This is a genomic window from Sphingomonas aquatilis, from assembly GCF_014196115.1.
GTDB classification, from domain to species: Bacteria; Pseudomonadota; Alphaproteobacteria; order Sphingomonadales; family Sphingomonadaceae; genus Sphingomonas; species Sphingomonas aquatilis.
In genome coordinates this window covers 171,345-185,141 of the sequence record NZ_JACIDB010000001.1, presented here as the reverse complement: position 1 = coordinate 185,141, position 13,797 = coordinate 171,345, and the positions used below count along the sequence as shown (strand labels likewise).

General features: G+C 68.6%; 11 protein-coding genes. 7 read left to right on the top strand and 4 right to left on the bottom strand.

Features of this window, described 5'->3' with window-relative positions; genetic code table 11:
• Positions 1–58 precede the first annotated feature (58 nt).
• Both clpA and GGR47_RS00880 read left to right on the top strand, forming a co-directional pair.
• Positions 59–2,374: an ATP-dependent Clp protease ATP-binding subunit ClpA gene (clpA, locus tag GGR47_RS00885; RefSeq protein WP_017977423.1), complete on the top strand. Its 2,316-nt coding sequence runs from the start codon at positions 59–61 to the stop codon at positions 2,372–2,374.
• Between the two features lie 77 nt (positions 2,375–2,451).
• A complete protein-coding gene (locus GGR47_RS00880; protein WP_183949407.1) occupies positions 2,452–2,922 on the top strand; it encodes a hypothetical protein in 471 nt (156 codons plus the stop codon).
• Here GGR47_RS00880 and GGR47_RS00875 read toward each other — a convergent pair.
• On the bottom strand, positions 2,896–3,360 hold the full coding sequence (locus GGR47_RS00875; RefSeq protein ID WP_244305266.1) for an NUDIX domain-containing protein: 465 nt from the start codon (positions 3,358–3,360) through the stop codon (positions 2,896–2,898). The two genes, GGR47_RS00880 and GGR47_RS00875, sit on opposite strands and share 27 nt — an antisense overlap.
• Positions 3,361–3,511: 151 nt before the next feature.
• Here GGR47_RS00875 and GGR47_RS00870 point away from each other — a divergent pair, with 151 nt between their 5' ends.
• Together GGR47_RS00870 and GGR47_RS00865 are read left to right on the top strand one after the other, a co-directional pair.
• Positions 3,512–5,182, top strand: coding sequence for a GGDEF domain-containing protein (locus GGR47_RS00870; RefSeq protein WP_147037178.1), 1,671 nt, complete (start codon positions 3,512–3,514; stop codon positions 5,180–5,182).
• Between the two features lie 117 nt (positions 5,183–5,299).
• On the top strand, positions 5,300–5,494 hold the full coding sequence (locus tag GGR47_RS00865) for a hypothetical protein (protein ID WP_017977419.1): 195 nt from the start codon (positions 5,300–5,302) through the stop codon (positions 5,492–5,494).
• Positions 5,495–5,517: 23 nt separating this feature from the next.
• Here GGR47_RS00865 and GGR47_RS00860 read toward each other — a convergent pair whose 3' ends face one another.
• From GGR47_RS00860 to GGR47_RS00850, 3 genes are read right to left on the bottom strand one after another with little or no spacing between them, the layout of a single operon-like run.
• A complete protein-coding gene (locus tag GGR47_RS00860; RefSeq protein ID WP_147037177.1) occupies positions 5,518–6,876 on the bottom strand; it encodes an NAD-dependent succinate-semialdehyde dehydrogenase in 1,359 nt (452 codons plus the stop codon).
• 35 nt (positions 6,877–6,911) lie between these two features.
• Positions 6,912–7,967 (bottom strand): glycosyltransferase family 2 protein, encoded by a 1,056-nt coding sequence (locus GGR47_RS00855; RefSeq protein WP_147037176.1) that lies wholly within the window; start codon positions 7,965–7,967, stop codon positions 6,912–6,914.
• Between the two features lie 2 nt (positions 7,968–7,969).
• A complete protein-coding gene (locus GGR47_RS00850) occupies positions 7,970–10,516 on the bottom strand; it encodes a DegT/DnrJ/EryC1/StrS family aminotransferase (RefSeq protein WP_147037175.1) in 2,547 nt (848 codons plus the stop codon).
• Positions 10,517–10,669: 153 nt separating this feature from the next.
• On the opposite strand from GGR47_RS00850, the gene GGR47_RS00845 reads away from it, so the two are divergent.
• Genes GGR47_RS00845 through GGR47_RS00835 form a run of 3 tightly spaced genes read left to right on the top strand, consistent with a single transcriptional unit; the run spans position 10,670 to position 13,739 of the window.
• The gene (locus tag GGR47_RS00845; protein ID WP_017977415.1) at positions 10,670–11,140 is read left to right on the top strand and encodes a MarR family winged helix-turn-helix transcriptional regulator; all 471 of its coding nucleotides are present in this window, start codon (positions 10,670–10,672) and stop codon (positions 11,138–11,140) included.
• Positions 11,137–12,552, top strand: a complete 1,416-nt coding sequence (locus GGR47_RS00840) for an efflux transporter outer membrane subunit (protein ID WP_183949406.1) — start codon at positions 11,137–11,139, stop codon at positions 12,550–12,552. The genes GGR47_RS00845 and GGR47_RS00840 overlap by 4 nt, the downstream gene beginning before the upstream one ends.
• Entirely contained in the window at positions 12,549–13,739 is a 1,191-nt protein-coding gene (locus tag GGR47_RS00835; RefSeq protein WP_147037312.1) for an HlyD/EmrA/EmrK family protein, read from the top strand. The genes GGR47_RS00840 and GGR47_RS00835 overlap by 4 nt, the downstream gene beginning before the upstream one ends.
• Positions 13,740–13,797: the final 58 nt, after the last annotated feature.

The window sequence follows — 13,797 nt, the reverse complement described above, 5'->3', positions numbered from 1 at the left end:
TACCGACATAGGTGGAAAGGACCGGGCGTCACGATCCGGTCCGACTGGAGTAAGCTGAATGCCATCCTTCGCCCCCGCGCTCGAGACCACGCTGCACAAGGCGCTCGAGGCCGCGTCCTCGCGGCGGCACGAATATGCGACGCTCGAGCATTTGTTGCTCGCGCTGATCGCCGACGAACATGCATCCCAGGTGATGGAGGCGTGCCACGTCAACCTCGGCGACCTGAAGACCACCGTCGCGCATTATCTCGACACCGAACTCGATGCGCTGAAGGTCGACACCGCGACCGATCCGTCACCGACCAGCGGCTTCCAGCGCGTCGTCCAGCGGGCGATCCTGCACGTCCAGTCGTCGGGCCGCGACGAGGTGACCGGCGCCAACGTGCTCGTCGCTCTGTTCAGCGAGCGCGAGAGCTACGCCGTCTATTTCCTGCAACAACAGGACATGAGCCGCCTGGATGCTGTCAGCTTCATCAGCCATGGCGTCGGCAAGGGCGGCGCGCAGACCGAAGCCTCCACCCCCAAGGGTGCCGAAGAGGAAAAGCCGGCGAAGGGTCAGGACAAGGGCAAGAGCGAAAGCGCGCTCAAGCAGTTCACCGTCGACCTCAATGAAAAGGCGAAGATCGGCAAGGTCGATCCGCTGATCGGTCGCGGGCCGGAGGTGGATCGCACGATCCAGATTCTGTGCCGCCGGTCGAAGAACAATCCGCTCTATGTCGGTGATCCCGGCGTCGGCAAGACCGCGATCGCGGAAGGCCTGGCCCGCAAGATCGTTGAGGGCGAGGTGCCTGACGTGCTGAAGGAAGCCGTCATCTACAGCCTCGACATGGGCGCGCTGCTCGCCGGCACGCGTTACCGCGGCGACTTCGAGGAGCGGCTGAAGGCGGTCGTCAACGAACTCGAAAAGCTGCCGCATGCGGTGCTGTTCATCGACGAGATCCATACGGTGATCGGTGCGGGCGCGACCAGCGGCGGCGCGATGGACGCGTCGAACCTCTTGAAGCCGGCGCTGTCGGGCGGTTCGATCCGCTGCATCGGCTCGACGACGTACAAGGAGTTTCGCAATCACTTCGAAAAGGATCGCGCGCTGCTGCGCCGGTTCCAAAAGATCGACGTCAACGAACCGACGATCGAGGATACGATCAAGATCCTCGCCGGGCTGCGCTCGGCATTCGAGGATCACCATTCGGTCAAGTACACGCCCGATGCGATTAAGTCGGCGGTGGAACTCTCCGCACGCTACATCAACGACCGCAAGCTGCCCGACAAGGCGATCGACGTGATCGACGAAGTCGGCGCGATGCAGATGCTGGTGCCCGCCAACAAGCGCAAGAAGACGATCACCGCCAAGGAGATCGAGGCCGTGATCGCGACGATGGCGCGCATCCCGCCGAAGTCGGTCAGCACCGACGACCGTGCCGCGCTCGAAAGCCTCGAGACGGACCTGAAGCGCGTCGTCTTCGGCCAGAATGCGGCGATCGAGAAGCTGTCGGCGGCGATCAAGCTCTCCCGCGCCGGCCTGCGCGATCCCGAAAAGCCGATCGGCAACTATCTGTTCACCGGCCCCACCGGCGTCGGCAAGACGGAAGTCGCCAAGCAGCTGTCGTCGATCCTGGGCATCCCGCTGCAGCGGTTCGACATGTCCGAATATATGGAGCGCCACTCGGTCAGCCGGCTGATCGGTGCGCCCCCGGGCTATGTCGGCTTCGACCAGGGCGGCCTGCTGACCGATGCGGTCGATCAGAACCCGCATTGCGTGCTGCTGCTCGACGAGATCGAAAAGGCGCATCCCGACCTGTTCAACATCCTGTTGCAGGTGATGGACAACGGTCGCCTGACCGACCAGCACGGCAAGACGGTCGATTTCCGCAACGTGATCCTGATCATGACCACCAATGCGGGCGCCGCCGACATGGCGCGCGAGACGGTGGGCTTCGGCAACCTGACCCGCGAGGGTGAGGATGAGCAGGCGGTGCAGAAGATGTTCTCGCCGGAGTTCCGCAACCGGCTGGATGCGATCGTGCCGTTCGGTTACCTGCCGCCGGAAGTCGTCGCCCGCGTCGTCGACAAGTTCATCCTGCAACTCGAACTCCAGCTCGCCGACCGCAACGTCCACATCAACCTGGACGATGCCGCCAAGAGCTGGCTGACCGAAAAGGGCTATGACAAATTGTACGGCGCGCGTCCGATGGGCCGCCTGATCCAGGAAAAGATCAAGCAGCCGCTCGCCGAGGAACTGCTGTTCGGCAAGCTGGTCCATGGCGGCGAGGTGACGGTGAAGATGAAGGACGGCGCGCTGTCGTTCGCCATCGAACCCGCCGCGCCGAAGAAGCCGCGCAAGAAGGGCAAGGCGGAACCCGTCGACGCCAAGTAACCGCGGCCAAGCGCAACTGCCTCCGAAACGGATCGGATCCACCCGGATCCGGTCCGTTTTCGTGTTAGCCAGCCGGCGTGGACCCGCACGATCCCCTTGCCGGCCTGCCGCTCGATGCGGCCGATCCCGCCGATGCGGCGGCGCTGGCCGATCTGGCGGCGGGGCGGGTGGTCGACAGCGAACACATCGTCGGCTGGCTCGGCGGCTGGCAGATGGCGCGGCAGGCCGACGCGTTCGTCCATCATCCCCCAATCGCCGATACGCCGCCGCACCCGCAGGGCGATGCGGAGACGCGGCCCTTGGTCTGGACCGAAAGTGCGTACGATGCCTGCCGGCGTTTGCGCACGGATTTGGCGGCGCTCAGCAGCGACAGCGACCTCCGCCTCGTCGCCGCGCTGGTCGCCAGGATGGTGTCGTTGATCGTCGAGGGCGACCATCCGCCCGGCTTCGCCGAGGTGGCGCTGATGCCGCCGCTGTACCTGCGCATCGCGGTCACCCGCACCCGCATCGCCGTGCTCGGGCTACGCTGGAACGGCACCCTCAGCTGATCGCGCCAGCGCAGCGACCGCGGCCCGCGTCGGTGTGGTGAGGTTCGGTGGCAGCGCATCCAGCGGATACCAGACCGGCCCGTCATGCTTGGCCGGTTCGCAATTGCGGGGCGTGCCGGTGAAGCTCAACACGCGATAGATAGGCGCGACCCAATGCGTACCCGCCGCCACGTCGATCTGGTCGACGAAGCAGAGCAGTTGCACCGTGCCGACGACGATGCCCAATTCCTCGCCCACTTCGCGGCGCATCGCGGCTTCGGCGGTTTCGAACAGGTCGATCTTGCCGCCGGCAAGGCCCCAGCTGCCCGCCTCGGGATCGGTCAGCCGGCGCAGCAGCAGGATACGACCATCGACGACGATCGCCGCGCCACAGCCGGCCCTGGGTTCGCTCTGCTTGCCCGGCATGCGCGCCGGGGCCGTGTCGGGGGACGATGCCATGGTTCGCGATTCAGCCGTCCCCATGGCATAATGTCAACCAAAAGGCCCGACGCGGCTTTATATGTCACAGATAACGCTGCGATTTTTCATCTAGGTCAACTATGGCCGCGTTTACCGAAGCTTTGTAAAACCGGTGCTAGGGACAAGCCATATGCCAGCAGGTTTTCAGTGGCGACGCATCGCGATGATCGTGCTGAGCTTCGCGATCGCCTGCTGCATCCTGCCCGCGGCGGCGCACGCGCGCACGCCGCTGAAGGCCTGCGTGCTGCGCGACACCGGATCGCAGAACCCCGCCGCGCTGTTCGCCGCGCCCGATCGGTTCGACTGCACGACGCCGCAGCGTGCCTTCGGCCCCGGCAGTTACTGGCTGCTGTCGCAGCCCCTTTCGGCCGTACCATCGGGCGAGCTGCTGCGGCAGGGCAGCGTGTGGCAGGATCGCGTGACGCTGTATGTCCGCTACACCGATGGCGCGATCCGCCATGTCGCCTTCACCAGCCGGACGACGTGGCGGCTGCTACAACTGGGTGCGGTGATCCAGATCCCCCTGCCCGCCCATTCCGCCGCGCCGGACCGATTGCTGTGGCATGTCGAGGGATCGCTGAACCGTCGCGGCATCCTTGTCGCACCGGTGCTGGTCGACCGGCACACAGCGCAAAACAGCGATCGCGAGATGGTCGCGCTCTATGCCGCCTTCGCCGGAATGTGCCTGGCGCTGCTGATCTACAATCTCGCCATTTGGGCGGCGCTGCGTCAGGGATTCCAGCCCGCCTATTGCGTCATGGTGCTGTGCCTGCTCGCCTATGCGCTCAGCGCGTCGGGCCTGCTCGGCCAGCTGACCGGCATGGACAACAACGATCGCCAGCGATTGAGCTATATGCTGCTGGCACTGATCGCGGCCAGCGCGGTGATATTCGTACGCGCGTTCATGGAACGCCGCGTCTTCGACGGATGGCTGCGGCCGGCCAGCAACGTGGTCATCGGTTTCCTGCTGCTGTCGGCGGCGAGCTTCACCGTGTTCGTGCCCCGTTACGCCGGGGTGACCGATCTGATGTGCACCATCGGCTATTGCATGGTCGTCGCGCTGACCGTGCCGGTGGTATGGCGCGCCTGGCGGCTGCGCAGCCGCTTCCTATTGCTGTTTGCGCTCGCCTGGGGGCCGCCGGTGCTGTGTGCGGTCGTCCGCATCCTGGCGTCGATGAGCCTGGTGAAGTGGCAGCTGTGGATCGACAATTCCACCTTCATCGCACTCGCGCTGGAAGCGTCGATGTCCTCGGTCGGCATTGCCTATCGTATCCGGCTGCTCAGTCGCGAACGCGACGAAGCGCGTGCGCAGGAGGTGGCGGCGCTTCGCCTGGCCGCGGTCGATCCGCTGACCGGCCTGCTCAACCGCCGCGCGTTCCTGGAAGCGGCGATGGCGCGGGCGGGCGAACACCAACTGGTGTTGATCGACATCGATCACTTCAAGGCGGTCAACGAAACCATCGGACATGATGGCGGCGACGAAGTGTTGCGCGTCTTCGCCCGCGCGCTGCGGTCCGTCGCTGCACCCGAATCGCTGATCGCGCGCATCGGCGGCGAGGAATTCGCGATCCTGACACCTGCCGCCGCGCCGCTCGACGCGCGGCTGGTGCTCGACGGGCTGCGCGGCCATCGCATGCCGTTCGACCTTGGCGTCACCGCCAGCATCGGCACCTGTGTCGGGCCGCTCCATCGCGAAATCGACTGGAAGACGATGTACCGCAACGCCGACCGCGCGCTGTTCGAGGCGAAGGCGGCGGGCCGCGACCGCGTGCGGCACGGGCTGCGCAGCGACGCCGCCTGACCTGTCGACCCCGCCATGCGCGGCAGGCCGCGCACGACTTTTCGAACGCATCCTACACTATGGCCGTGACGGCCGCGCCATGATATGTCCTGCCCGCAGAAGGGGATGGGACGCGACATGACCGACCGGCGCAAGTGGACGATCGCAGCGGTGGCTGCCGTGTCGCTCGTCGCGCTGCGCCATCCAACGCCCGACATCCGCCTGATCACGCATGACATCGGCGACCAGAGCCCGCGCCGGTTCCAGGCGGCGATCGACCTGGGGCTGGTGGGGATCTCGTTCCTCTACACCTGGACCGCACGACGCGGCTGAGGGCAAGCCCCCAGCCGCACGTCTCAGCCAAACACCGTCTTCAGGTTCATGAACTCGTGCAGACCGTACGGGCCTAGCTCGCGTCCATGGCCTGACCGCTTGATGCCACCGAACGGCGCTTCGGGCGTCGAGGACAGCATCGCATTCACCGCGACCATGCCCGCCTCGATATCGCGCTCGAAGCGTGCCCGCTCATCGGGGTCGTTGGTCCATACCGACGATCCCAGACCGAACGGCACGTCGTTGGCTAGCGCGATCGCCGCATCGATGTCGGCGGCGCGGAACACCATCGCGATCGGACCGAACAGCTCTTCCTGCGCGGCCGGATCGTCGATCGGCACATCGACCAGGATGCCCGCCGACATATAGGCGCCCTTGCCCGGCAACGCCTCGCCCCCGAACAGCAGCCGCCCGCCGGCCGTCTGGATGGCGGCAAGCTGCTCCAGCGTGGTCTGCCTCTGCTCTTCGCTCGACAGCGGGCCCATATCGGTGTCGGCATCCATCGGATCGCCCGCCTTCACCGCGCGCATCGCGTCCGAAAAGCGATCGAGGAACGCGTCGTAGATGTCGGCATGGACGATCATCCGCTTGCCGCAGATGCACGACTGGCCGGTGTTCTGGATACGCGCGGTCACCGCCTGTTTCACTGCCGCGTCGAGGTCGGCGGAGGGCATGACGATGAACGGATCCGATCCACCGAGCTCCAGCACCACCTTCTTGAGGTTGCGCCCGGCCGCTTCGGCGACCTTGATGCCAGCGCCTTCGCTTCCCGTCAGCGTCACCGCGACGATGCGCGGGTCGGCGATCAGCGCATCGACCTTATCGGAGCGGATGGCGAGGTTCTGGAACAGGCCGGCGGGCGCGCCCGCGGCAACGATCATCCGCTCGATCGCCGCGCCGCAGCCTTGCGTCAGCGAAGCGTGCTTCAGCAGCCCGACATTGCCAGCGAGGATCGTCGGCGCGGCGAAACGCACCACCTGCCAGAAGGGGAAGTTCCACGGCATCACCGCGAGCACCGGCCCCAATGGCTGCCAATGCGCGGTCGCCGGGCGGCCGGGCGTGTCGAAGCGGCGCGGCTCCAGCATCGCCGGTCCTTCCTGCGCATAATGGCGGAAGGCGGTGGCGCATTTCTGCACCTCGGCGATCGCCGACTTCAGCGTCTTGCCCATTTCACGCGTCGCGATCTCGGCGAGCTCGCGCGTGTTCGCCTCGAACTGTTCGGCGATCCGTTCGAGCAGCGCGGTACGGTCCGCGATCGGGGTCAGCCGCCATGCGCGATAGGCGCTGTCGGCACGCGCGATCGCCGCGTCGAGCGCGTCGGCGGTCAGTTCGGGGATGCTGTCGCCGGGCTGGCCGGTCGCGGGATTGATGCTGGTAAACATGCCGGCCCAACGCGCAGGCCCGGCACGCGATCCGCCTACGCCGCCCGCCGCGTGCGCTGCCAGCGCCGCACCGTGCCGATTGCGCCGTCCCACAGCAACGTTTCGAGGCCGGCATAGCCCAGCCCCAGATGCGGCGGCCTCGCGGCGACCACATCGGCGATATGGACGCTACCCGATCGCAACCCGGCGCGCCCGATCCGCGCCCAGCGGCGCGCGGTTTCCCAGCGGATCAGCCGCGCATCGTCCCGGCTCGGCCGCGTCTGCGCCAGGAACGCCGCCTGCAACGCCGCGATCCCATCGCCAAGCTGCATCAGCGTCGTGCGATCGGGCACCGGCACGCCGCCCATGTTGTGCAGCACCAGCAATCGCGCGAGCGTCGCCGCATCGTTAGCGCCCAGCACGGCGGCATGCCGTTCCGCCAGCACGCGCGTCGCCGCGGTCTGCATCGTGTCGATAAAGCGCTTCGACACGCCGCCTGCATGCTGGCGATAGAGGACCAGAGGCGAATCGATTCGCGCGATGCGGCCGAGTGGCTGGATGCGGTGGTATAGGTCGAAATCCTCGGCGTAGAGCAATTCAGGCCGGGTGAAGGGATCGAGCGCGCGGGCGGTGTCGGCGCGCAGCATCACGGTCGACCAGACGAGCGGATTTTCGATCCAGCTGAGCCAGGTGATCAGCGCGGGCGTCGTGTTCGGCGCATAGTGCATCGGCGACACCCGCTCGTCCCGCAGCTGGCATGCCTGCGTCCCGACCAGCGCGACGTCGGGATGCGCCTCCAGATACGCGACCTGCCGTGCCAGCCGCTCAGGCAGGCACAGATCGTCCTGGTCGAGGCCCGCGACATAGCGCCCGCGCGCCGCCGCGACGCCGCGATTGCGCGCGCGCACCGGCCCCATATTCTCGGCATTCTCGATCAGCCGCACGCGCGAATCCGGCCAACTCCGCATCAGCGCGCGGGTCGCGTCGGTCGATCCATCGTCGATGACGATCGCTTCCCAGTCGGTCAGCGTCTGGCGCTCGAGCGACCGGAGCGTGTCGGGCAGGAAATGTTCCCCGTTATACGCGGGGATGATCAGGGACACGATGGGCATGGCTACGCAGCGACTGCGCGCGCCTCCGGTTCCAACACCTGGTCGACGATCATCTGGCCGACGTCATTCTGCCACAGCCACAGGCCGTTCGCCTGCCCACGGAAGCTCGCTTCGCCGCCCAGGCGCCCCCAGGGCACGAAGCCTGCCGACAGGCCGATGCCATAGGCGCCCGGCACCGGCCGGTCCGTGGCATCGAGCAGACGGCAATGCCGGTCGACCATCGGCCGCCCGACGTGATGCGCCAGCGACAGCGACGTGCCATCGACGCCGATCAGCGGCACGCAGCGCGGGCGATAGCCGAGCGCGCCGATCACCAGATCCGCGCCTTCGATGATCGCGCGCGCGGCGGCATCGTGATCGCCCGCGATGCGATGCGTCGTCACGCGCGGATCGGGCGTGCGACCGCCCAGCGACAGCATCCGCAGCACCAATTCGCGCGATTCGAGCCGTAACCCGGCAAGGCGCAGCACGAAACCGCTGACCGGGCAGATGTCGTTCTCGTCGAAATCGTGGAAGCCCTCGGCATGCGCCGCGGCGATCGTCGGATAGAAGGGCTTGAGCGGCTGGCGATGCACGATGGTGATCGCGCCAGCGCCGAAGGCGAAGCCGGGCTGGCTCTTCAGCAACAATACCGCCGCGGCGATCGCGCTGGTCGAGGCACCGACGATCGCGATGCGCGGCGCCCTGCACGCCCCCAACCGCTCCTGCACCGCTGCGATGCCGCCCCGGCGCAACACGATGTCGGAACGCATCAGCCGCCGGCCCGCCATCACGCCCAGCGGCATGCCGGCGACGCGTTTCGCGGCGACCTGTTCGTCGGTCTGATACCCGCCGGTCGCCACGACGATCCGGTCGGACAGGATCGTGCGCGTCGCGCCCTGGCCGTCGGCAACGCGCGTTGCCCAGCGCCCGTCGGCGGTCCGCCGCACCTCCTGCGCCGCATGGCCGGTCAGCACGCTGCCGCCATGCGCGCGGACGATGGTGCCCAGCCGTTCGCCCGTCGCCTCCAGCAGCGGCGCGGTGTCCGCCAACGGCGCGCCGAGTTCGCCGATATAGCGCTCCATCAGCCGCGCCGCGGGATGCTGCGCCAGCGCCGCGAGTTCGGGGTGGGGATTGTCCTTCACCGCCGACAGGAAGGTCTCGGCAGTCGTATCCGATCGGATCGCATAGCCGCCCAGCGCCCCGGCACCCAGGCGCGGCCCCCGCTCGACGATCGCCAAACCGGCCTCGACCAGCGGCACCAGGCGGTTCTGCTTGCTCGCCGCGGTCAGCATCGCCGTGCCGGCCGGTCCGCCGCCGATCACCACGGTCCTCACGTCATCCCCCGCACCCTGCGTCACCGCATGCTCCGTCCCGGGCGGCGCCAGCATCCGCATCATTTCCGCGTCCACCACGCGTTCGATCGCGCGGATCAGCCGGTGGGCGATCTCGATCGCATCGGCGGGCGTCATCGCATCGGTGATCGGCAGGCTGAGCATGCGCGCGGCGATATCGTCGGCGACCGGCGTCGGCTCGATCACCGCCACGTCGCGGAACAGCGGCTGCTCGCCGATATGCGGGCTGAAATAGTGGCCGACGCCGACGCCGTCCGCCGCCAGCGCGGCGACGATCGCGGCGCGATGGCCGATGAGTGCGGGCGGGAGCAACAGCGGCATGAACTGCGTCGCCTGCCGCTGCGCGGCGGGCACCTGCATCGTGAACCCGGGCAAGGCGGCGCGATAGGCCGCATCGATCGCAGTCCGCGCCTCGCACACAGCATGGATCTCGGTCAGCTTGGCGCGCGCCATCAGCGCGATCACTTCGGGCAGCTTCGCGTTGATCCCGGGCAGCGCCGCGCTGCGGGCGCCGCCCGATCCGGACGGGTCGAACCCGAAATTGGCCATGGCGCGCAACGACGCGATCCGGTCCGCATCGCCGCAATGGATCAGCCCCCCCTCCGCCACGGCGAAGGTCTTGGTCGCATGCATCGAATAGACGATGGCGAAGGGCGCACCCGTACCGAATCCGCGTCCCGCTGCATCGATCGTCCCCAGCGACGCCGCCGCATCCACGACGACGCCGACGTCATAACGGCGCGCCAGCCACGCATAGCGATCGAGGTCCAGATCGGTGCCGAAGGTCGCATAGGGCACGATCACGCCTACCCGATCGCCGTGGCGCGCGAGCAGCGCTTCCTCCTGCGCAGGGTCGGATATCCAGTAAGACGGCTCGATATCGCCGATCAGCGGCGTCAGCCCCGCCCACAGCGCCGCCTGCGCGGTCGCGGCAAAGGTCAGTGCCGGCATCAGCGCGAGCGTGCCGGCCCGCGGCATCGCTCCGCCGCACCGCGCGGGCACCGCCTGCCGAATCGCGAGCATCAGCCCCAGCGTCGCGTTGCCGACCGCCAGGCAACCGCCCACCCCACCGAACAGCTGCGCCGTCGCCTCACGCTCGAACGCCTGCACCTCGGGCCCGTTGTTGCTGAACACGCCCGACGCCTCGACGCGCCGCAGCCCGTCGGTCAGCGTGCTGAGCCGGGGCGGCCGGGGGGCGATCAGCGGAAATTCCATGCGTGGCGTGTCCCGGACAACGGAGCGCATCCGTCTACCCGCGCGTCCCTAAGAAGCGGTTAGCGATGGAACGCGCCCGCCTTTCCGGCCGTTGGATCAGCAACATACAGAAACATGATTGACTGCCTCGGCAACGGTTGCCATGGCAACCAAATGCCCTTCTACACCGAGTCGGATTTCGCGCCGGAGCGCTCGATCGGGTATCTAATCCGCCGCGCCGAACAGCTCGGCACGCAGGCGATGGATCCGGTGTTCGCCGCCGCCGACATCACCAAGACGCAATGGAGCGCGCTGGCGGCGCTCCGCTTCACCCAAGCGACGACCTGTGCCGAAATCGCCCGCGACCTTGGCCACGACAAGGGCGCGACGACGCGGCTGGTCGATACGCTGGAAGAGCGCGGCTGGATCGTGCGTACCCGCAACGACGAGGACCGCCGCGTCGTGCGCCTGACGCTGACGCCCGCGGGCGAAGCGATCGCCGCGGACGTCCGCAACACCGTCATCCGCCTGTGGAATGAATGGCTGGCCGATTGGCCGGACAGCGACGTCGACCAGGCGATCCATCTGCTCCAGCGGCTGCGCGACACGCTGCAACGCGCGGCCGACGAAAGGGCCAGTGCATGACCCCCTATCTCTTAAAGCCGAAATCCGCCCTGCTGCTCGCTTTGCTGGCGAGCGCGTGCGCGGTGCCGCACAGCCCGCCTGCGGTCGCACCGGTCGGGCCCGCGTCGCTGGGGCTTGCCGCCGATGCGTCGCCCGCCATCGCGGACGATTGGTGGACCGCGTTCGGCGATCCGCAGCTCGACCGCCTCGTCGCCGACGCGACGAAGGGCAATCCCAATCTCGACGCCGCGCTCGCCCGTGTCGCGCAGGCGCAGGCGATGCTGGCGGCGCGCGATGCAGAGCGCGGCCCCGACGTGACGTTCGACGGATCGGCACAGGTTGCGCGCCTGTCGGGCCGCTACACCATCCCGCCGCCCTATGCCGGATCGGTGCGCTTCCTCGGCAGTGCGCAGGCGAACCTCAACTGGAACCTCGACCTGTTCGGCCGCCAGAAGGCCGCAATCGAGGGGGCGCGCGCCTCCGCCCGCGCCGCCGCGCTCGACGTCGTCGCCGCCCGCCTCGCGATCGCCGGATCGGTGGTGCAGACCTATATCGACCTCGCGCGCGCCGAAGCGCAGGCGACGCTCGCCCGCCGCACGATCGCGACGCGCGAACGGTCGGTGCAGCTGGTCGACGTGCGCATCCGCAACCGGCTGGCGAGCAATCTGCAGGCGACCGCCGCGCAGACTTTACTATCGCAGGCGCGCGTCGCGCTGGCGGAGGCGGACGGTGCCCGCGCCCGCGCGGTGAACGCGCTGGCGGCGCTCGCCGGTCGCGGCCCCGATTATGCCGCCGCGATCCGCCCGGCGACGCTGCGCCTCGACACCGCCTTGCCGCTGCCCGCGCGCGTCCCCGCCGACCTGATCGCGCGCCGCCCGGACATCGCTGCCGCGCAGGCACGGATCGAGGCCGCCGCCGCCGGCCGCCAGGTCGCGCGCCGCGCTTTCTATCCCAACATCAACCTCGCCGCGCTCGCCGGCTTCCAAGCGGTCGGCCTTGGCAACCTCTTCAGCCTCGATGCCGGCACGGCGGGCGCGGGACCGGCGATCCATTTGCCGATCTTCGACAGCGGCCGGTTGAAGGCGGATCTGGCGGGCGCCACCGCGGGCGTCGACCTCGCTACCGCCGACTATAACCAGCGCGTCGTCGGCGCGGTGCGCGAGGCGGCGGATGCGATCGCCGGCATCACCGCGCTGGCGCAGGAACGCGCCCGCACCGCCGAGGTGGTGCGCGGCTTTGCCGAAACCAATCGCCTCAATGCGGTGCGCGTCGCCAGCGGCCTCGATAGCCAGCTGTCGCTGATCGACACCGACGTCCGGCTGCTCGACGCCGAACGCGCCCAGACCAACCTCGTCGCCGATGCGGCCCGCCAGCGCGTTGCGCTGGTGCTGGCGCTCGGCGGTGGCTTTTCCTCCCAGGAACCCGCCCGATGACCGACGCGCCCGATTCCAAGACCGACACCGACGACGGCGCACAGCCCGCCGGCCCTGCGCCCGGCGGCAAGCCCAAGGCGCGCCGCACCGGCCTGCTGATCCTCGCCGCAGTGGTGGTGATCGCCGCGATCGTGTGGGCGGTGTTCCACTTCCTGCTGGCCAAGCCCGAGGAAGAGACCGACGACGCCTATGTCGCGGGGGACGTCGTCGCGATCACCGCGCGCGATCCGGGCCAGATCACCGCGATCCACGCCGACAATACGCAGACGGTGAAGGCCGGGCAGCCGCTGCTCGACCTCGATCCGGCGACCGCGGATGTCCAGCTCGCCTCTGCCGCGGCGGAACTGGCGCGGGCGGTGCGTGCGACGCGCGCCGACTTCTCCAAGGTCTCCGAAAGCGGCGCGGCGATCGTGCAGGCACGCGCGCAGCTCAGCGCGGCGCAGGCCGACTACGCGCGCCGCCAGGGCGCCGCCGCGCAGGGCGCGATCTCGGGCGAGGAACTGGCGCATGCCGCCGATGCGGTGAAGGTGGCGCGCGCCAACCTCGCCCTCGCGCAGAGCCAGCAGGCGCAGGCGCGTTCGGCGGTGCAGGGCACCGACACGAGCACCAACCCCGCGGTGCTCGCCGCCGTCGCCGCCTATCGCCGCGCCGCGATCACGCGCAGCCACATGCACATCGTCGCGCCGATCGACGGCGTCGTCGCGCAGCGCACCGTGCAGATCGGCCAGCAGGTCGCCGCGGGCACGCCGTTGATGGCGGTGGTGCCGCTCGGCAAGGTGTGGGTCGATGCCAACTTCCGCGAAACGCAGCTGAAGGACCTGCGCATCGGTCAGCCTGCCACCGTCACCGCCGACATGTATGGCGGCGACGTGGTGTTCCATGGCCGTGTCGTCGGTGTCGGCGCGGGATCGGGCAACGCCTTCGCGCTGCTGCCGCCGCAGAATGCCAGCGGCAACTGGATCAAGATCGTCCAGCGCGTACCGGTGCGCATCGCGCTGGAACCGAAGGAACTGGTGCAAAACCCGCTGCGCATCGGCCTGTCGGTGAAGACCACCGTCGACACCGCCGATCAGTCCGGCGCCCGCCTGGGCCGGCCCGCGACGCAGGTCTATGGCGACAAGCCCACCGACGCGCGCGACCCCGCGGTCGAGGCGCGCATCCGCCAGATCATCGCCGCGAATCGCTAAGTGAGCAAGCTGCCCTCACCCTTCGCCGCCTTAGGCGGCTCTTCCCTCTCCCGGTGGG